The following is a 19,491-nucleotide window of genomic DNA, read 5'->3' on the forward strand; positions in this document are numbered from 1 at the left end:
GAATTGCGATAGAATCCTTCCGCATGTCAATTTACAACCGCTGGGGCGAAAAGCTTTTTGAGAGCGCTGATATTACTATTGGTTGGGATGGGAATTACCGCAATGTTTCGGCTCCGGTTAGCGTATATATTTATTTAATCGAATACAGCTATATTGAAAAAGGGCAGTTGGAGAGGAAGATTAAAAAGGGGACGGTGCAATTGGTAAGGTGAGGATAATTGTTCTCGGTACGCCTTATTAAATGCGTGTTCATTGCAGATTCCAAATTTAATAACCCATCCTCCTAATCGCAGCGGATAGAATAATTGATGCTTGAATAACCGCGCGTACCGCACCCACCAGATCCTTCGCTGGCGCTCAGGATGACGTGGGTTGGGCTACGTAAGATATCTTGGCTTTGTTTTCAAGCCCAAGACTTTAAGGTCCAATCTTCTTGGTATCTTTGTGTCTTAAAGAGTGCCAATACCATACTCCATGAGAATCATAGCCCTGAATTTATTTGGAATTATCTTTAGCCATTTGCTCTCTGCACAGCCTGAACTGGTGTGGGCGAAACAGATGAAGGGCAGCAGCGACATCCTTTGTGATGGAACCGCAATCACCACTGACAAAAATGGGAATATATATAGCACAGGTTGGTTTACAGGGACAGTGGATTTTGATCCGGGTCCAGGCACATTCCAGCTTTCTACTTTGGGTAATCAGAATATGTTTGTATCAAAGTTGGACGCTGATGGAAATTTTTTATGGGCAGTTCAGGTGCAAAACATGGGCACTGCCGTAAGTTATGGCACCCAAATTTCGTTGGACACTGATGAAAATATAGTTATAGCAGGAGCATTTTTTAGACAGGTGGATTTTGATCCAGGGGCCACAACATTTTTGTTAAATACAACTTCGGCTACAGGTGGCGATATTTTTATTGCAAAATTTAATAAGAACAGCAATTTCCTATGGGCTAAACAATTAGCAGGAACCAATGCCAACAATTATCCGTATTCTCTGGCTGTTGATTCTTTAGATAATATTTATGTTTCCGGAGAATTTAAGTATACCGTTGACTTTGATCCTGGTCCTGGCACCTTTAATTTAACTGCTACTGATTATAGAAATGGCTTTGTGCTGAAACTGGATGGTAATGGCAATTTTCAATGGGCAGGGAATATTTTGGATGGGCCAGGGAGCAATGGGGCTACAGTTTCAATGAATATTGACACGAAGGGAGATATTTATGTCTCTGGCAGTTTTCACGACACGGTAGAGTTAGACCCTGGGCCCAATAGTTTAACTGTTTCGTCTGTAGGAAAGGATGATATGTTTATTTCAAAATTAAACAACAATGGGAACTTAATCTGGTCCAAAACAATAGGGGGCATTGAAAATATTTTAACTTACTCTTTAGCTGTAGATGGGAGTGATGAAGTTTATGTTTCGGGATATTTTTCAGGAACGGTTGATTTTGATCCTGGTCCAGGAATTTATAATCTCACCTCGCCCGGTGAATATTTTGTACTTAAATTGACTTCCGCTGGTGTTTTTGTATGGGCAAAAAAGTTTGCTGAAGGAGGTGGACTTTTCCTAGCAGGTAATTCTATATTTACGGATTCCTCAAATGATGTTTTTATTACAGGCGTATTTCATAATACGGCTGATTTTGATCCTTCTATCGCAAGCTATAATCTGAGTGCTAAACATTCTATGGATTATTTTATATTGAAACTAACGGGGGCCGGTGATTTTCAGTATGCCGGTCATTTAGCTACTCAGGTAGGGTTTCAGCGTTATGAGCCCCTTCCAATATGCTTGCACAACGACTATATCTATGCATTGGGCGATATTCTGGGAACCGGAGATGTAGATCCGGAGTCGGATTCTTTTTTAATTTCATCCACTGGTTATTCAGATCTTTTCGTATTAAAACTTAGGCAGTATCGGGAATTTACGCTTGGCGAGGACACCACCACTTGTGCAGGTGACATATTTACTATTATTCCAAAAAGCATTTACCCTAACGATAAAATCCTCTGGAGCACCGGAGATACCACACCAACACTTTCCATCACAAAAACCGGCACCTATTTCGTTGAAGTAAAGGATCAGGATACAACTTACTACGACACCATTACCGTCACTTTTCTGCCCAAGCCAACGATTTACGTTGGCCCTGACACAGCCTTTTGCGATTTTGTGGATCATCTGCTACAGCCAACATCCAACGGCAGCCATTTCCTCTGGAATACGGGTGACACGACAAAGGATTTGCGTATTAATAAAGATGGCACCTATAGCCTTTTGGTAAAAAGCAGCCAGATGTGCGAAAATGCCGATACCGTGAAAGTTGATAAAATCAATTCCCCTTTTGGTTTTGCTTCAGATGATACCTCCGTGTGCGGTGACAGAGCCGTTTTGGATGCAAAAAATGGCGGAAATACTTATTTGTGGAATACCGGTGAAATAAGCCAAAAGATAGAAGTAATGCAGGACGGCTTGTACAGTGTCACCATCAGCAATGGTTTTTGCACCACTGCCGATTCCATCCATGTCACCGCTTGTCCCGCTAATAGATTGTGCTCCACGTCTCTTCCTGCCCAACAGCTTCTCTCCCAATCAGGATGGTCTAAACGAAATTTTCCTGGCGTCAGGAATTGCGATAGAATCCTTCCGCATGTCAATTTACAACCGCTGGGGCGAAAAGCTCTTTGAGAGCGCTGATATTGCTATTGGTTGGGATGGGAATTACCGCAATGTTTCGGCTCCGGTTGGCGTATATATTTATTTAATCGAATACAGCTATATTGAAAAAGGGCATTTGGAGAGGAAGATTAAAAAGGGGACGGTGCAATTGGTGAGGTGATTCTATCGGCCAAACCCTGAAAATTCTAAACCAGGAGATATAAAACAAGCCCTGCTGCTACCAGACCTATGGCGTAGCTTGCGCAATATGCCATTATATTTTTGTACTGTGGAGAACTGGAATTTCGGGCTATCAAGGGCAACAAAGCAGCAGCTATCACAACTCCTGCGATATAAAACATACTAATTTGATCTTGACTCAAAATTCCTGTGGACACTATCGCCTTGGAGAATATCGCAAGGATAACCAGGCATAAGGGAAAGGAAATTATTGCTGTCTTGCTAAGCTTTAGTACGGTCATCAGTAGTTTGCTTTTGTGAATGGTGCAGGCTTAATCTTCAGTGTTGAAGCAACATAAAAAAGATTGGCAGCAGCGTAAAACATATTTACAGTATTTGAGTTGCTCCTCAGAATTGAATTGGTATACAAATTTGAAAAAATAAAAACCTAATCACGAAATCTCTTCCAAAAACTTTTATCATCGCGATTTCCCGGGTTGTGGCAATCCGGATTGCCGGGCGAACTGGTTGCTGGCTGACTTTGCTTTTCCCCGCCATTCAAACCAAAGCGCGATGAGCTACATCATGAATAAAAATTATAAATAAACCAGGCTCAACTTAATACATCAAAATCTATGTCAACATTAATAATTGGAGCAAGCGGTGCTACGGGCAGGCAACTCGCAGAGCAGTTGATGGAGAAAGGACAGAAAATCAGGATCATTATTCGTGAAACCAGCAAAATTCCTGACTATTGGAATAACAATTCCGGGATAACAATAATCAAAGCTAATTTATCGGAAATGAGCGTGGAAGAGATGACAAACCACCTTGCCGAATGTCATGCTGTTGCCTTTTGCCTGGGACACAATTTAACATGGAAGGGTATTTATGGAAAACCCAGGAAACTCGTTACAGATGCAGTCCGGCTGGTATCAGAAGCGATTCAGAACAGTACAAATAAAATTCCGGGCAAAATTGTATTAATGAATACTACAGGGAACAGAAACCGGGATATTTCCGAACCTGTTTCATTTGGAGAAAAAATTGTGACAGGGTTAATTCGATTATTACTGCCGCCACATTCTGATAATGAAAAAGCTGCAGATTATTTAAGAATCAGTATCGGGCAAAATGATCCTTCAATAGAATGGGTGGCGGTTCGTCCGGACAGTTTAATTAATGAGAGCAGCGTAACCGAATATACTTTGCATGTTTCGCCCACCAGAAGTGCCATTTTTAATCCCGGAAAAACGAGCAGAATCAATGTAGCTCACTTTATGGCAAGCCTGATTTTAGATGGCAGCTTGTGGAATAAATGGAAAGGGAAAATGCCAGTAATTTATAATGTTGAAAACCAGAAATTAATAAATGAACCGACTACAACGTGATCTTTAAAATATGAATTTGTGCTTGTTGACTTTTCCGCCAATCGTGGTTATTCCACTTGCTTTAATCCGCCCTTACACATCCTTCATGCTCAACTGAATTCGCTTTCTTGCTGCGTCCACTTCCAACACTTTTACCTGAACTTGCTGGTTCAGCTTTACCACATCTGCCGGATTGCTCACAAATTCATTTTTCAGGTTGCTGATGTGGACGAGGCCGTCCTGCTTTACGCCCACGTCAACGAAGGCACCAAAGGCTGTGATGTTGGTTACCAGCCCCGGCAAGATCATCCCCTCTTCCAGGTCGTCAATTTTTGTGATGCCTTTTGCGAATTCAAAGGTCTCCGCCCTTTTTCGCGGGTCACGGCCCGGCCTGGCGAGTTCGTCAAGAATATCCGATAGCGTGGGAAGGCCCGTTTCTTCCGTTACGTAGCGCTGCAGATCCACTTTGCTGCGGATATCCTTGTCGCCCACCAGCTCCTCCGGCTTCGCTTTCAGGTCCTTGGCCATTTGCTGCACCACCGCGTAGCTTTCCGGATGAACTGCGGTTTTATCCAGCGGGTTTTTCGCATCCGGTATCCGAAGAAAACCGGCTGCCTGCTCAAAGGCTTTGCCGCCAAGCCGGGGGACTTTCTTCAACTCCTGCCTGGAACCGAAGGCGCCATTTTCGCTGCGGTAATCCACAATGTTTTGCGCCAGCGCAGGGCCAAGCCCGGAAACGTAGGTGAGCAGGTGCTTACTGGCCGTATTAAGATTTACGCCCACACTGTTCACGGCACTTTCCACCACCTTGTCCAGACCCTGCTTCAATTTGGCCTGGTCCACATCATGCTGGTATTGCCCTACCCCAATGCTCTTGGCGTCAATTTTCACAAGCTCAGCCAGCGGGTCCATCAGCCTTCTGCCTATGCTCACGGCACCACGCACGGTAACGTCATAGTTGGGAAATTCTTCCCGCGCCACAGGCGAAGCTGAATACACGGATGCTCCGGCCTCGCTCACCACGTACGCCTGGACATCGCGCTCAAAACGTACCTGCTTCACCAAATGCTCCGTTTCGCGACTGGCCGTGCCGTTGCCAATGGCGATCGCCTCGGTCTTAAACTGGTTGGCCAGCGTATGCAGCTTTTTAATGGCCGCTGTTTTTTCCTGTTGTGGCGGGTGCGGATATATGGTTTCGTTGTGAATCAGGTTTCCCTGCTCGTCAAGGCACACAAGCTTGCATCCGGTGCGGTAGCCGGGGTCCAGGGCCATCACGCGCTTCTGGCCCAAGGGCGCAGCAAGGAGCAACTGCCGCAGGTTCTCGGCAAATATCCTGATAGCTTCCTCGTCCGCGCGCTCCTTCAGGCTGCTCCTGAATTCCGTTTCGATGCCCGGTTGCAGCAGCCGTTTGTAGCTGTCTTTCATGGCCAATTCCAGTTGAGAAGCCGTGGCTTCCGAACTGCCACGTTTTATGAAGATCCGACCAAGCTGCTCAAGGGCCTCCTCTTCCGGTGGCGCTATGCTCACCCGCAAATACCCCTCATCCTCACCGCGCCTGATGGCCAGAATGCGATGCGAAGGCGCCCGCCACTGCGACTCTTCGTAGTTGAAGTAGTCCTTGTACTTTATGGCCTCCTCAGCCTTAGCTTTCACCACTTTAGCCTGAAGCGTTCCTTTTTTGCTGAATAACCAACGCACTTTGTTCCGGGCGGCCGGACTTTCGTTTATCCATTCAGCAATAATGTCGCGTGCCCCTTGCAGCGCCTCTTGTTCATCGGCTACTTCATCTGTAATAAACTGGCGGGCACGGGCTTCAATATCCCGTTCGTGCTGCGCCATGATAATTTTGGCCAGGGGCTCCAATCCCTTCTGGCGTGCTGCGCTGGCCCGTGTTTTACGCTTCGGCTTGTATGGCAGGTAAAGGTCTTCCAGTTCCGGCAGCGACCATGTATTCTCAATTTGCTGGCGCAATTCCTCTGTCAGGTTCCCTTGCTCGTCAATCGTTTTAAGGATTGTCTGTTTGCGCCTGGCCACTTCCTGCAGCTTTTGCAGCAACAAGTGGATATCACCTATCTGCACTTCGTCAAGGCTGCCCGTCCGCTCCTTCCGGTATCGTGAAATAAACGGGATCGTAGCGCCTTCCTCCAGAAGCGCAACAGTATTCTCCACCTGCCTGTGCTGAATGGAGAGTTGAGCAGAAATCAGATCTATGAATTGCGTAGCCATCCTGCAAAGTTCAGCAATGCGGGGTTTATAAACAGGATGGAAAATGATAAGAAACCCCTGGTGAAGCAAGTGTTTGATTTGGAGCGGCTGTCAAAGAATATGCTGAATGGGAAAGAGCTGACGGAGTAGATACAGCGGAGTTTGAATTATTTGTAGGTCTGGATTCTATTCGGAAACTTTTAGTCAAATTAAAGCCTTGTTCAGGAATGGATGGAGCGTTTTATATTTTAATCAAAAACGGAGGAAAATTAGCTGTTAATAAAATTTTTACTAAACTTTGCTTTGTTCTTTATTTCTTACAACACAATCCAAAATTCAATTACCATGTATACCATGAAAATTACCCCTCTGGGTTGCAGAACGAAGATGAAAGAGCAAATTCTCCTGTTACAGAATGCAGTGACGGCTAAATAGTATTATTCCTAAACACTAAATTTATAAAGCCATGAAAGCTTACAAATTTTTTTTAGGACTTCTGTTGTGTGTTTGCTTTGCAGCAGGTTGTAAGGACAAGAATAAAGATTCAAAACCGCATTTCCAATTAGACCCTGAGTTTAAATCCTACTTTGTAAATGGGTCCGTAGGCACCAAGTACATTTATGTAGATACGGGAGATAACAACCTTACTGAAATTGCCGAGATTATTGAGATAAGGGAAATTATCGGTGAGTTGCATGAGGATTATACCAGTGAGAATTATGTTTATGAATGGAAGGATAATCTTCACAATTTAAATAGTCTGAGTTTTGACATTCGCAGGAATGAACATAGATCCTCTTTTATTATTCATGCCCCTCCTTTTGGTAGTGGCCAAGGCATTACTAAAACAGGCAATGATTGGGGGCCGGAATGTTGTGTCCGGAAATTGGACAGTGTGGAAATATTTGGCACCACTTACTATGATGTGCTGGAAAGTAATCAACGAACATTAACTTATTATGATAAGTTATGGTTTGCCAAGGATGTAGGGATAATAGCTAAATTTTCGTCAAGCAATTCCATGTTATTAAAAGAGATCCAATGAACAGGGCAAACACGCTGCAGGCTTTTATTTTGATTTTCATAAGATGCTTATTTAGCCGCGCCTTTAATACAGAATCAGATCGGCTGGGTTCTGATAACACACAAGTAGTCTGAGGAGCCACGGCTTTGCTTCAAATATCTTCGATAATAGATGGATATGAATTGGGCGCAAATGGCGGAGGACATTACAATTCGACTCAGACGATATATGCGGCTACTGTTTACTGTAAAAAATTCTTCTATGACAAACACTATTAGAATTTTAGTATTAGTATTTGTATTTTGTGTACATTGGTGCTGTATACATGCACAAAATGAAAAGTTCTATGTCTCCCAGGAATTGGGCATTACCAATACCGGAGTGATACTAACCAAAATGGCTTTGACTGAGGCTAAAGCAAAGAACCAATTAAATTTGGCTCCCAGCATAAGGTTGAAATTATACATTCCTCATTTCCTGGATTCAGCCTATTTCTTTGTAACCGGGATAGAATTATTAAATACGGATAACTCAATATTTATTCAGTCAAGATCGGCAAATTTTGGTTGCCTTATTAACAAAGATGATTTACTGCAAATTACCTATTCAACAGTTAGTATTCCTGTATATATTGCCCGCATGGTGCCCGTAAATGCAAGTACTGCCCTTATGTTTGCGACAGGTTTTGAGGTTCATTTTAACTATAATCATAACTATAATATATATTCATTCTTAAGATGTCCCATAGGGTTTCCTGATGCCGGGGAAGCACTAAGAAAAATTCAGGTTTTTGGTTCTTTATCATGGAACCTTGAACATCAGATCAACGAAAAGACAAATGTCTATGCCGGTGTAGACGGAGGCATATCCTTCAGGAGCATTCTAAATTATGAAAGTGGCAAAGCTCCGCTTTTGTACATATCCAACACGCATAGTTATGAATTGGGAATTGTCTTTGGTTTTCGCTATGCCATTTATTAAGTCGCGAAACAGTGGGCTCGCTGATGGAAGTCGCCAATAATTTCCTTTATAATGAGTTTCAGATCAAACATGTTTCCTTTGTATAAGGAAACAAATTTAGCATTTTTCCTTGAAGTTGGGAAATGGCGTCTATTGAGAACCGGCCCTGGTCATCACCCGTGATGAATTCATGCACAGGATGCGCGATATGAGCAAGCTCGGAGGCGGAATGATGATGGGAGAAGTACAACCTGAAGATCAACACCAACCACCCGCTGGCCAGGAAGTTCAGCCAAGCAGGCTTGGTAGATGCGAAAGGCACAGAAACCGCCAATGGTTATAAGAAAGCCTTGTTCAGGAATGGATGGAGCGTTTTATATTTTAATCAAAAACAGAGGAAAATTAGCTGTTAATAAAATTTTTACTAAACTTTGTTTTATTATAGTTTTGATTCTGCTCATCCAAAATTCAATTGTAATGAAAGATCCACATAATAACACTTTAGCCAAACAATTCATACTATTCTTTTTAGTTTTACTGTTGATTCCGGGAATGGCTTATTCCCAGGGCTAATGAAATGAAAATGGTTCGTAAAAAATTCTTCTATGACAAACACTATTAAACTTTCAGTTTTTGCATTTGTCTTTTGCTTACATTGGTGCTATACTCAAGCACAAAATGAAAAATTTTATGTGTCCCAGGAATTGGGCATTACCAATACCGGAATGATATTAACTAAAATGGCTTTGACTAAGGCTAAAGCAAAGAACCAATTAAATTTGGCTCCCAGCATAAGGTTGAAATTATACATTCCTCATTTCCTGGATTCAGCCTATTTCTTTGTAACCGGGATAGAATTATTAAATACGGATAACTCAATATTTATTCAGTCAAGATCGGCAAATTTTGGTTGCCTTATTAACAAAGATGATTTACTGCAAATTACCTATTCAACAGTTAGTATTCCTGTATATATTGCCCGCATGGTGCCCGTAAATGCAAGTACTGCCCTTATGTTTGCGACAGGTTTTGAGGTTCATTTTAACTATAATCATAACTATAATATATATTCATTCTTAAGATGTCCCATAGGGTTTCCTGATGCCGGGGAAGCACTAAGAAAAATTCAGGTTTTTGGTTCTTTATCATTTACCCTTGAACGTCAGATCAACAATAGGGCATATATTTATACTAGTGTTGACGGAGGTATATCTTTGAGAGAAACTCTTGTCCAAAACAGCGGTGATTATGCTCCCCTTTCTTACATATCCAACACGCATAGTTATGAATCCGGAATTGTCTTTGGTTTTCGCTATGCCATTTATTAAGTCGCGAACAGCCATAAATTCTTATGCCTGTGCCTGCAAGCTCTAACGGGCAGCAGGTGGAATGCCAGACGGTGATCAAGATTACGATGCTTGAATCGAAGATCAATAAGGGAAAAATAAATATCGTCAAAAAGCTTCCCGTCATCTTATGAAAGCTTTTATATAAACTCTTTGTGAAGCCCAGAGATGCGATCGGCACTGAACCTGTTCTTCCTCCATTTCTTCTATTAAAATTCCAGTAGAGCAATTAATTAAACCAATATTTTTTACTATAAATAAATTTAAAAACCAATAAATTAAAATCTTACAATTATACTAATCCTTGCAGATATTATTCATTTTTTCCCGCCTAAAGAACTAAGGAAATCCAGCATTTTTTGCAATGCCCTGCCCCGGTGGCTGATCGCATTTTTTTCCTGCATTGTCATTTCTGAGAATGTGCGCTGCTGTCCTTTGGGAATGAATACCGGGTCATAGCCAAAGCCCTTGCGACCCCTCCGGCTGGTGGTTATGTTGCCTGCAGTCATTCCCTCGAAAAGATGTTCCCTGCCTTCGAGAATCAGCGCGAATACCGAACGAAAGCGGGCCGTACGGTCAGCATGAGGTTCCAGCCGGCTGAGCAGCAGCGATACATTGTCATCAAAAGTGGCTGCCGGGCCTGCATAGCGTGCGGAGTAAACGCCCGGATCTCCATTCAGGGCCGCTACTTCCAGCCCGGTATCATCAGCGAAGCAATCCATCCCGAATCTCGCATGGATGTATTGCGCCTTTTGCAGGGCATTCTCCTCAAGCGTTTCATAGTCTTCAGGGATGGTTCCTTCAAAATCTACGTCTGCCAGGCTCAGCAGTTCAAAGCCGGCCGGGAATGCGTCTCTTACTTCCTGAAGCTTATGCGCATTATTGGTGGCAAAAAGCAGCTTTTTCATTATTTGCTTTTTTTGGCAGGAAACATTATCTGCAGCCATTCCCAAAGCAGCCGCTTCCGCTGCTTATCGTTAGCGGTTTTCGTGAGATCCCAAACGCAAAGCAACTGCAAGTCCGGCAAGTCATACAGACCGGGTTTGGCAATACCTTCCGGGAGGCGGTCTGCTTCCAGACCCAGGGTAATAACCTGCCGCGAATCTCCAATGGCTTCAGCAAAATCAAAATTGCTGCTCTCAGCGATATTGATCAGTTTCACTTGTTTCATATCAAGCTTAACTGCGGATAAAACCTTCATCAGAAAATTCTTGTCCTTTGCTGGCATTTGCTGCTGGCCTGGATACGTCATCAGCACACGGATGACAGGTGTTGCCACGGCAGACGGCATGAATGGTTTCTTTGCTAAACCAGGAGCGGAAGCCGGAGGTTTATCACTATCCGGTTCCTGTGAAGTAATTTTGGCGGGCACAGGCTGCACATGATAAATGTCTTCAGTAAAGAAACCGGCAAGAAATTCTGGTGAATCAGCGAGCAGTGAAAAATTCTTCTTCATAAAATTGATTATTTTTAATATCTTGAAACCCAAAAAAGGCATAAAATATTAACGACATGAGTTACCCAATCACAATCAAAAAGACAACCCAATCCAAACATTCTGACGAAGTAATGCAGAATGTTGATTTTGGAAAAGTGTTCTCCGACCACATGCTTGTGGCGGACTATAATGAAAATGGCTGGCAAGGTATACATATTGTGCCTTACCAGGAAATCAGCCTTAGCCCGGCAGTTTCTGCCATTCATTACGGGCAATCGGTTTTCGAGGGAATGAAAGCTTATGCCGACAAAGACGGCCATCCCCTTCTGTTTCGCCCTGCAGAAAACTGGAAGCGCATGAACAGATCAGCCGAGCGCATGTGCATGCCGGAGGTGCCTAAAGAAATATTCCTGGATGGGCTGCGGGAACTGATCCAAATAGACAAACATTGGGTTCCGCGCAACGAAGGCAGCTCGCTCTATATCAGGCCGTTCATGTTCGCCACTGATGATTTCATTGGGATACGTCCTTCGCAGAATTACCGGTTCATGATATTCTGCTGCCCGGTAAACGCCTATTACCCGGAACCCATCAGGGTGAAGATTGAAACTGAATACTCGCGGGCATGCCAGGGAGGAGGCGGCTACGCTAAGGCAGCCGGCAATTATGGCCAGGCACTCTATCCGGCTCATCTTGCCCAAAAGGAGGGATACCGCCAGTTGATATGGACAGATGCCTGCGATCATAAATATATTGAAGAATCCGGCACCATGAACATCTTCTTTCAGATCGGAAATTCAATTGTGACGCCTGAAGCCGGAGGTACCATCCTGGAAGGAATAACCCGCGACAGCGCTATTGCCCTTATGAAAGATCATGGAATTGATGTGCAGATCCGGAATGTGAGCGTTGATGAAATTACTGCTGCCTACAACCAGGGCGAACTTTTGGATGCCTTTGGCACCGGCACTGCCGCCACTATTGCCCAGATCTCTGCGATTGGTTATAATGACCATGATATGATTCTGCGGGATGCTAAAACCCGTGAGATCTCAAACTGGTTGCTCAAAACACTGGAGGAAATAAAACGGGGAACGGCTGAAGATAAATGGGGCTGGATAGAACCGGTGTAACAGTATTTTCATAAAGTCCGGGTTCGCTCCTCAAGGCTTCATGGTTTGGGTTTCACAAGTTCCTAAGCCACATTGACATTTCCTGTATTAAATTAGGATTAAAAATGCTCAAAAACCACGTGTTCAATTTTAATGGTAAATGTATTTTAACTTTAACATTTATTAAACCAGATGTGGCAGATTCTATTGAAGAATAATTTGTTCAATAAAAACGATCGTATATCCTCAAGCTAAGCCAAATTCATTGTTGACCAGCCAAATCAGAATTATTTCTATTCGCTCACTGATTCATTGTTTTGGATCCCTTCAAAAAATATTTTTGTTCCCAACCAAAGGTCAGCATTAAATTCAAACCATTCCCTACATTTACCTGACGATCAAAATGATCATTACATTTCAAAACCTAAATAATTTACCATGAAAGCGACACAATTCACGGAACATGCAGAAGTGCTGAAAGTCATAGACAGCTTAAAGAAAGCTGGCATCCGGCAGAAGAAATTTACAGACATCGCAGATGATGAGGGCCTTCAGTACGTAGACCTTGTAATGGAAGGCGGGGGTGTACTGGGCATCGCCCTGGTAGGATTTGTTTATGTGCTGGAGGAGATGGGGATCCGCTTCCTGAAGATGGGCGGAGCCTCAGCCGGGTCAATCAATGCGATGCTGATGGCGGCTGCCGGCCCCATCAATGAGCGCAAATCTGCCTGGATCACTGAGAAGCTGGCCAACAAAAACCTGGGCGAATTGGTGGATGGCGACAATGACGCCAAAGACTTTGTAAAAGCCCTGCTTGAAAAGTCAAAGACCATAAAAATGATGTGGAAGGGATGGCAGGTAATTGATAATTTCAATGAAGATTTCGGGCTGAACCCTGGCGATAATTTCCATGAATGGCTATCAGGAATGCTTAGGGAGAAAGGAGTCCATACGATGGCCGACCTCAACAGGATCCGGGAGGAAATGCCTGCCGGCCTTCGCAACATCCGGAATAACGAACCTTACAAAAATTATAAGAGGCTTGGATTTGTTTCCGCTGATATTACTACTTCCACAAAAACCACCTTTCCGGAAATGGCTGACCTCTATTGGGCAGATCCGGAGGCCGTAAACCCGGCAGATTTTATCCGTGCCTCAATGTCCATTCCGCTGTTCTTCCATCCGTTCCGTGTGAAGAATATTCCCACAGGCCCCGGCCAGCGGGATAAGTGGAAGGAAAAATCAGGCTTCCTTGGAAATATTCCTGAGGAGGTATTTTTTATTGATGGCGGTATGATGAGCAACTTTCCAATTGACTTATTCCACAATTTCAATTCTGTGCCTACCGCGCCAACTTTTGGTGTTAAGCTCGGAGTAGATCGCGTTTCTCCCAATAACATCAGCAAGTTTCCACAGATGGCGGGCGCCACTTTCGATTCGATCCGCAATGTACATGACTACACTTTCCTGCAAAAGAATCCTGACTACCGCCACCTCATCGCCATCATCCGCTATGGAAACCACGACTGGCTGGACTTTTACCTTAGCGATGAAGCCAAAATTGACCTCTTTAAAAACGGAGCTATTTACGCAGGTGAGTTTTTGCAAACGTTCAACTGGGAAAATTATAAGGATGTCCGCAAGAGCCTGGCAGAAATGAACGTGAAATCTGACAGAATGAAAGGGCAGGCAGAGGCGAATTCATAATTTTAGTGCTCTTTAATTTATAGCCGGATTATTATTTGTTTAATTAAAAATCATCTGGCCGGATTGGGTTTCAAATTAAGGTTCTGCTATAAAAATAGTGGAGTATATATCAATGGCTAAAAAGCAAATCCCGGCAGAACCAAATTTTAAATGAATAAAATAAACAGGAAAAGAACCGGCAGTTCCCGTATTATAATTTCCGTGGCCGGTTCTCTTCCTGACTAAAAAAACTAAAATTCAATCTTATAATACATCACCGGTAATAAAGGCAACTGATAAGCATATTCTACCTCACCTTTGCGGGCATTATAATAATCATAAAGTTTCGCCTGGCTGTTGGTTACGTTCTGCACATCGAAGCGGAATTCATGGGTAGTGCGTTCCTTTCTTTCCGGTAGTACACCACGAGGTTAGCCATAAAGAGATCCTCTGCTTTTGCCCCTAAATAATTATTCTCATCCCTAACGGTTTCGCCTTTATGCACGGAGGCTTCCATATTTACCGGAGTATGATTTTTCCCACCTGCCGCAGTAATTTTCCCGGAGATACCAAGTGTGCGGTTCTTTGAGTGATCGCCCAGGCTGAATTCTTTTCCAAAGAGAAGATTGCCTACATAGTTTCCGTTGAAAACCGATTGGCGCCATTTACCATCCAGGGCTTTGTATTCTGAATTGTAGAGAGAAGCTGTGGCAAGGAAAAAATAACGCTTGGTAAAATAACGCTCCAGCGTAAGTTCAAGGCCATAATTCCTTCCTCCGCCTTCATTTACAAGTGGGAAGTTGGTAAACCCTTCTGATGAATTTATTAATGAAAAGGGGTTGTCCAAACTATTAGCCACGGGAATATGATAAAGATGCTGATAATAAACTTCTGCTTTTGCCAGAAGATTCTTGTGCAAAAGATTTTCGTAACTGAGCACATAATGCGCGGCTTTCCCAAAGTCAATATCCCGGTTTGGTTTTCTTCCGAGGCTATCAATAGAAAAGTAGGTGGTAAGCGATTCCAATTTGCTATGAATACCAAAACCTGCATTTAATGACTGCTTTTCAGTTAACTGCCATTTCAATGCTGTCCGTGGTTCTATGGAGTTTGTGTTGTTCATCATGAACTGCATATAATGCACCCCGCTCACCAAAGTTAGTTGTTCGGCTATGCGGAATTTCCAGCTTGTAAATGCCTGAAGCTGCCCGGCATTTCCAGACTGATCCAGCAGGTTGGCCATTCCTCCTTTGTCTTCGTCAAAATATCGCGATCTGAAATCAAATTGATGCAGCGAGTAAATGGCTCCGATCTGCAATTTATGGCGTGCATTGAGTTTTGTATTAAAAGTAGAAGCCATCCGCCAGGTATACTTATTTAAATAATCGTCATATTTCAATTCTAATTCTCCATCTTTCAGTTCCTTATAGTCAAAGCCGCTGCCATTGGTTGAGCCTGAAAAAGTGTTGCGTAAATATGAATTTTCATTAATAGGGAAAAAGTGATTAATACCCGCCACGCCCATCCCGGCTTTGTAATTTGAATTGGCGTGTATCAGGTTCTCATTATCTTCATCCTGATCCTGCTGAAAAATATTGCTTTTGCCTCCGAGACCGAAAACAGAAAAAATACCGGCATTTTTAGTGGGAAACATAAGCTTAAACGAGCCATCCTGGTATTTCGGAATTCCCTGGAAATCTACCAGTCCGAGGTTGTCCAGAATTGCGAGCGAGGAATAGCGGTAGTTGGCCAGATATGAAGATTTGCCGCCCTTAGCAAAGGGTCCTTCTACCGTGGCATCAATCCCTATCACGCCTGCACTTACTGAATATTCCCGCTCCTCATTATTTCCGGTGCGCAATTTCATATCAAAAACCCCGGAATAGGCATTGCCATATTCGGGTGCAAAAGCCCCGGTATAAAAATCAGAATTGGCAAGCATTGCACTGTTCAGAGCATTGATTGGCCCACCGGTTTCGCCTTCGCTGGCAAAATGATTAGGATTGGGAATCTCCACGCCTTCCAGCCGCCACAAGATGCCCTTAGGCGAGTTTCCCCGGACGATGATATCATTATCGCCCTGAGCATCGCCCGTTACCCCGGCATAGGATGAAACCATTCGTGCCGGATCGTTAAAGCTGCCGGCATATCGCTTTGTTTCCTCCACCGAAAATGTGCGGGCACTGATCAGCGCCATTTCATTCAGTACCTCCGATTTGTCTTTGGTGGCAGTTACTTCTGCAGCCTTCAGCATCACCAGCGATTCCCGGAGATCTATTTCCAGTACCACCTGCTTGCCGCCACCTACCTGGATGTTGGGAATTACTTTTTCCTCGTATCCCAGATAGGTAACTCTTATATTGATCCTGCCCGCAGGCACCTCTTCAAGAACGAAATTTCCGTCAAGGTCAGTAATTGTCCCAATAAGGGGATCAGAATTCAGTACCTGCACATGTGCCCCGATCAAACCTGAGCGGGAATCCAGATCGCGCACGACACCGCGAACGGTTTGGGTTACTTTCTGTGCTTGCGCCTGGAAAAAGAATAAACCCGTAAGAAATAAAATAGCAAAAGTTCTCATGATTGTCCCGGCAATTATTTTGTTGATTTTAATGCTGAGACAATTGAAGTTGAGGATACCCTCCAAGAAAATTCAGGTTTTAAAAGATCACTCTAAATAGACCTTGATATTCCGGTTTTCTGGTGGATAGTTCCCTTTTTCTGAAATATCGTATAGCTCCCACATTTCAATTTTAATGACGCTTCATATCAGTATCCCTGTCCTTCAGGGAAGGGTAAAAAAACGAACACTCCTTTGCTCAGGGCTTCAGCCCTTTTATATCATCACGGGAATACCGGAAAGGGCTAAAGCCCTGCAAGCGGTTTGGAGCATTTCATTTCCTCCGACCTGAAGGACGGAGCTCCTGATGGAAAAACGGAATTGCTGAAAACACTTTTGTGTTTATGCCACAGCGATTGCCTTCTCACGCGCTTTAATGGCTTTCACTGTTTTCGCCTTCACCTTGCTGTCGCCAAAGTGGCCCAGCATAGTGGAAAGATTATCCTTCAGATCCTTCCGGTCCACAATATAATCCAGGAATCCATGCTCCAGCAGGAACTCTGAGCTCTGGAAACCTTTGGGAAGATCACGTCCAATGGTTTCTTTAATTACACGCGGGCCTGCAAATCCAATTAGCGCTCCCGGCTCGGCAATGTTAATATCGCCCAGCATCGCAAAAGATGCCGTTACTCCGCCTGTAGTCGGATCCGTAAGAATGGAGATGTACGGAATCTTTTGACGGTCAAGCAGCGCAAGCTTAGCAGAGGTCTTGGCCATTTGCATCAGGCTATGAGCGGCTTCCATCATCCTGGCCCCACCCGACTTGGAGATCATGATAAAAGGAAATTTCTTCTTTAGTGAAAAATCTATGGCCCGGGCAATTTTCTCTCCCACCACTGCGCCCATAGATCCACCGATAAATGAAAAGTCCATGGCACCCACCACAATATCCACCCCGTTAAGTTTACCGTGCGCGGTGCGGATTGCATCCGTAAGATGCGACTTGGCCTGCGCCTCCTTCAGCCGTTCATTATATGGCTTCTTATCGGTAAAATGCAGGGGATCGGCTGAAGCAAGATCCTTGTTCAACTCCCGGAATTCCTGATCGTCAAATAGTATCTGGAAATATTCAATGGAATTGATACGGAAGTGGTAGTTGCAGGCGCTGCATACGTAAAGGTTGTCTTTCAATTCCTTTGTGGTGATGCGGCTGTCGCAGGCAGGGCATTTTGACCACAAACCGTCAGGCGTCTCCTTTTTGTCTTTGGTGGCAGTTACAATACCTTCTTTTACTCGCTTAAACCAGCTCATAGTATGATTTCGGTTGATGAAATAATATATTGCAGCCGGCCAGTTTTAGGAGTGCCTGTTTCTGCCCGGTTGCATTTTATGTGGGTGCTCGTGTTATCGTCTTCTGAGATCAGGCAATGCTTATTTTTTTCTCCAGATATACATCCTGGATGGCATTGAGCAATTCCACGCCTTCCTTCATAGGGCGCTGAAAAGACTTGCGGCCGGAGATTAAACCACTGCCGCCTGCCCGTTTGTTCACCACGGCAGTAAACACCGCTTCAGCCATATCCGATGCGCCTGAGGAAGCTCCGCCTGAATTGATAAGCCCGATACGGCCCATATAGCAATTGGCCACCTGATACCTGCAAAGGTCAATCGGATGGTCAGATGACAGCTCATCATAAACTTTCTTATGCGTTTTGCCAAACTTCAATGCATTGTACCCGCCATTTAACTCAGGGAGTTTTTGCTTAATAATATCCGCCTGAATCGTAACTCCCAAATGGTTGGCCTGCCCGGTAAGGTCAGCCGAGGTATGATAATCCGTACCCTCTTTTTTAAAGGCATTGTTTCGGGTATAGCACCAGAGAATGGTGGGCAATCCTAACTCATGGGCACGTTCAAATGCCTGGGCCACCTCCACGATCTGGCGGGAGGACTCATCAGAGCCGAAATAAATAGTAGCCCCCACGGCTGCGGCTCCCAGGTTCCATGCATCATCTACCGATCCGAACATGATCTGATCGTATTTATTCGGGTAGGTCATCAATTCATTGTGGTTCAGCTTCACGATGAAAGGGATTTTGTGGGCATATCTGCGGGCAGCATTGGCAAGAACGCCAAAAGTGGTAGCCACTGCATTGCAGCCGCCTTCTATTGCAAGCTTCACAATATTTTCAGGATCAAAATAAATGGGATTTGGCGCAAAAGACGCGCCTGCTGAATGCTCTATCCCCTGATCAACAGGAAGAATGGACAGATACCCTGTATTGCCCAGGCGGCCATGGCCATAAATGGCCTGCAGATTTCGCAATGTCTGTACGCTGCGGTTTGAATCCTTAAAGCGCTCTTCCACAACGTTGGGGGAAGGAAGGTGCAGCAAATCTTTGCTTATTGTGCTGCTCACATGGTTCAGCAGTTTTTCGGAATCCTTGCCCAGCAAACCTGCAATCTTATCGTAACTCATCTATTTTAGTAGTTTAAAAAAATGGAGTGCAAAGTAAATAAATTGACCAGTAAGACTGAACTGTAGTTATTACTGGTGGTTTTAGATCAAAAACCAGAATATTTGCTTTAGAATGAGTTGGAATCTTAGTTTCGCAGTAATAAGAAAACCGTCTCTCCATGATCAAATGGCTTAATGAGCATTTGTTTTCCTGCTTCTTTCTGAAGCATTTTCATCTCCCTTGCCCGGGATGTGGAATGCAGCGGTCATTTCTTGCGCTGATACAGGGTCAAATTACTGAGAGCATTATACTGTATCCTGCGCTCATTCCCACCATTATCATGTTGCTGCTTTTAATCACGCACATTTTAAGGCCCTTCCCGGGAAGCCTGAAGTACCTTGTCGCAAGTTTTCTCATCTCAACCACCATTTTAATGGCTGGCTACATATTGAAAATTATCCAACTCATAAACCTTTAA

At 44.0% G+C, this 19,491-nt stretch carries 18 protein-coding genes; 11 read left to right on the forward strand and 7 right to left on the reverse strand.

Annotated elements, in window-relative coordinates:
* From WD077_03255 to WD077_03270, 4 genes are all read left to right on the forward strand, one after another.
* A partial coding sequence (locus WD077_03255) for a gliding motility-associated C-terminal domain-containing protein (GenBank protein MEX0966228.1) occupies positions 1 to 212 on the forward strand: 212 nt, incomplete at its 5' end.
* A 262-nt stretch (positions 213 to 474) separates the two neighbouring features.
* Complete coding sequence (locus WD077_03260) at positions 475 to 2,703, forward strand: SBBP repeat-containing protein (GenBank protein ID MEX0966229.1); 2,229 nt, start codon at positions 475 to 477, stop codon at positions 2,701 to 2,703.
* Positions 2,645 to 2,854: a gliding motility-associated C-terminal domain-containing protein gene (locus WD077_03265; GenBank protein MEX0966230.1), complete on the forward strand. Its 210-nt coding sequence runs from the start codon at positions 2,645 to 2,647 to the stop codon at positions 2,852 to 2,854. Before WD077_03260 ends, WD077_03265 begins: the two co-directional genes overlap by 59 nt.
* A gap of 634 nt (positions 2,855 to 3,488) precedes the next feature.
* Positions 3,489 to 4,244: an NAD(P)-binding oxidoreductase gene (locus WD077_03270; protein ID MEX0966231.1), complete on the forward strand. Its 756-nt coding sequence runs from the start codon at positions 3,489 to 3,491 to the stop codon at positions 4,242 to 4,244.
* A 72-nt stretch (positions 4,245 to 4,316) separates the two neighbouring features.
* On the opposite strand, the gene WD077_03275 is transcribed toward WD077_03270, so the two are convergent.
* Entirely contained in the window at positions 4,317 to 6,449 is a 2,133-nt protein-coding gene (locus WD077_03275; protein ID MEX0966232.1) for a Tex family protein, read from the reverse strand.
* Positions 6,450 to 6,894: 445 nt separating this feature from the next.
* Between WD077_03275 and WD077_03280 the strand changes: the two genes are divergently transcribed.
* The 4 genes from WD077_03280 to WD077_03295 all read left to right on the forward strand — a co-directional run bounded on the left by WD077_03280 (position 6,895) and on the right by WD077_03295 (position 9,892).
* Positions 6,895 to 7,473, forward strand: coding sequence for a hypothetical protein (locus WD077_03280; protein MEX0966233.1), 579 nt, complete (start codon positions 6,895 to 6,897; stop codon positions 7,471 to 7,473).
* A gap of 240 nt (positions 7,474 to 7,713) precedes the next feature.
* A complete protein-coding gene (locus WD077_03285) occupies positions 7,714 to 8,433 on the forward strand; it encodes a hypothetical protein (GenBank protein ID MEX0966234.1) in 720 nt (239 codons plus the stop codon).
* A gap of 584 nt (positions 8,434 to 9,017) precedes the next feature.
* Positions 9,018 to 9,740 carry a hypothetical protein gene (locus WD077_03290; protein MEX0966235.1) on the forward strand — a complete coding sequence of 241 codons (723 nt, stop codon included), beginning with the start codon at positions 9,018 to 9,020 and terminating at the stop codon, positions 9,738 to 9,740.
* Positions 9,741 to 9,769: 29 nt separating this feature from the next.
* Complete coding sequence (locus WD077_03295) at positions 9,770 to 9,892, forward strand: hypothetical protein (GenBank protein MEX0966236.1); 123 nt, start codon at positions 9,770 to 9,772, stop codon at positions 9,890 to 9,892.
* Positions 9,893 to 10,075: 183 nt separating this feature from the next.
* Here WD077_03295 and rdgB read toward each other — a convergent pair whose 3' ends face one another.
* Positions 10,076 to 10,666, reverse strand: a complete 591-nt coding sequence (gene rdgB, locus WD077_03300; protein MEX0966237.1) for an RdgB/HAM1 family non-canonical purine NTP pyrophosphatase — start codon at positions 10,664 to 10,666, stop codon at positions 10,076 to 10,078.
* Positions 10,666 to 11,214, reverse strand: a complete 549-nt coding sequence (locus WD077_03305; protein MEX0966238.1) for a hypothetical protein — start codon at positions 11,212 to 11,214, stop codon at positions 10,666 to 10,668. The genes rdgB and WD077_03305 overlap by 1 nt, the downstream gene beginning before the upstream one ends.
* 56 nt (positions 11,215 to 11,270) lie before the next feature.
* Between WD077_03305 and WD077_03310 the strand changes: the two genes are divergently transcribed.
* Positions 11,271 to 12,329: a branched-chain amino acid aminotransferase gene (locus WD077_03310; GenBank protein ID MEX0966239.1), complete on the forward strand. Its 1,059-nt coding sequence runs from the start codon at positions 11,271 to 11,273 to the stop codon at positions 12,327 to 12,329.
* A 417-nt stretch (positions 12,330 to 12,746) separates the two neighbouring features.
* Positions 12,747 to 14,015 carry a patatin-like phospholipase family protein gene (locus WD077_03315; protein MEX0966240.1) on the forward strand — a complete coding sequence of 423 codons (1,269 nt, stop codon included), beginning with the start codon at positions 12,747 to 12,749 and terminating at the stop codon, positions 14,013 to 14,015.
* 230 nt (positions 14,016 to 14,245) lie between these two features.
* Here the strand turns inward: WD077_03315 and WD077_03320 are convergent, their stop codons facing one another.
* From WD077_03320 to WD077_03335, 4 genes are all read right to left on the reverse strand, one after another.
* On the reverse strand, positions 14,246 to 14,368 hold the full coding sequence (locus WD077_03320; protein MEX0966241.1) for a hypothetical protein: 123 nt from the start codon (positions 14,366 to 14,368) through the stop codon (positions 14,246 to 14,248).
* Entirely contained in the window at positions 14,356 to 16,575 is a 2,220-nt protein-coding gene (locus tag WD077_03325) for a TonB-dependent receptor (GenBank protein ID MEX0966242.1), read from the reverse strand. Before WD077_03325 ends, WD077_03320 begins: the two co-directional genes overlap by 13 nt.
* 381 nt (positions 16,576 to 16,956) lie before the next feature.
* On the reverse strand, positions 16,957 to 17,865 hold the full coding sequence (gene accD / locus WD077_03330) for an acetyl-CoA carboxylase, carboxyltransferase subunit beta (protein MEX0966243.1): 909 nt from the start codon (positions 17,863 to 17,865) through the stop codon (positions 16,957 to 16,959).
* Positions 17,866 to 17,974: 109 nt separating this feature from the next.
* Entirely contained in the window at positions 17,975 to 19,033 is a 1,059-nt protein-coding gene (locus WD077_03335) for a class I fructose-bisphosphate aldolase (protein ID MEX0966244.1), read from the reverse strand.
* A 158-nt stretch (positions 19,034 to 19,191) separates the two neighbouring features.
* On the opposite strand from WD077_03335, the gene WD077_03340 reads away from it, so the two are divergent.
* On the forward strand, positions 19,192 to 19,491 hold the full coding sequence (locus WD077_03340; GenBank protein MEX0966245.1) for a DUF2752 domain-containing protein: 300 nt from the start codon (positions 19,192 to 19,194) through the stop codon (positions 19,489 to 19,491).

The organism is Bacteroidia bacterium, assembly GCA_040880525.1.
Classification (GTDB): Bacteria; Bacteroidota; Bacteroidia; order CAILMK01; family JBBDIG01; genus JBBDIG01.

Excerpts from the sequence above, each read along its gene's own strand:
- WD077_03260 (MEX0966229.1), top strand. The coding sequence starts at position 475 with ATGAGAATCATAGCCCTGAATTTATTTGGAATTATCTTTAGCCATTTG.
- WD077_03270 (MEX0966231.1), top strand. The coding sequence starts at position 3,489 with ATGTCAACATTAATAATTGGAGCAAGCGGTGCTACGGGCAGGCAACTC.
- WD077_03275 (MEX0966232.1), bottom strand. The coding sequence starts at position 6,449 with ATGGCTACGCAATTCATAGATCTGATTTCTGCTCAACTCTCCATTCAG.
- WD077_03280 (MEX0966233.1), top strand. The coding sequence starts at position 6,895 with ATGAAAGCTTACAAATTTTTTTTAGGACTTCTGTTGTGTGTTTGCTTT.
- WD077_03285 (MEX0966234.1), top strand. The coding sequence starts at position 7,714 with ATGACAAACACTATTAGAATTTTAGTATTAGTATTTGTATTTTGTGTA.
- WD077_03290 (MEX0966235.1), top strand. The coding sequence starts at position 9,018 with ATGACAAACACTATTAAACTTTCAGTTTTTGCATTTGTCTTTTGCTTA.
- rdgB (MEX0966237.1), bottom strand. The coding sequence starts at position 10,666 with ATGAAAAAGCTGCTTTTTGCCACCAATAATGCGCATAAGCTTCAGGAA.
- WD077_03305 (MEX0966238.1), bottom strand. The coding sequence starts at position 11,214 with ATGAAGAAGAATTTTTCACTGCTCGCTGATTCACCAGAATTTCTTGCC.
- WD077_03310 (MEX0966239.1), top strand. The coding sequence starts at position 11,271 with ATGAGTTACCCAATCACAATCAAAAAGACAACCCAATCCAAACATTCT.
- WD077_03315 (MEX0966240.1), top strand. The coding sequence starts at position 12,747 with ATGAAAGCGACACAATTCACGGAACATGCAGAAGTGCTGAAAGTCATA.
- WD077_03325 (MEX0966242.1), bottom strand. The coding sequence starts at position 16,575 with ATGAGAACTTTTGCTATTTTATTTCTTACGGGTTTATTCTTTTTCCAG.
- accD (MEX0966243.1), bottom strand. The coding sequence starts at position 17,865 with ATGAGCTGGTTTAAGCGAGTAAAAGAAGGTATTGTAACTGCCACCAAA.
- WD077_03335 (MEX0966244.1), bottom strand. The coding sequence starts at position 19,033 with ATGAGTTACGATAAGATTGCAGGTTTGCTGGGCAAGGATTCCGAAAAA.
- WD077_03340 (MEX0966245.1), top strand. The coding sequence starts at position 19,192 with ATGATCAAATGGCTTAATGAGCATTTGTTTTCCTGCTTCTTTCTGAAG.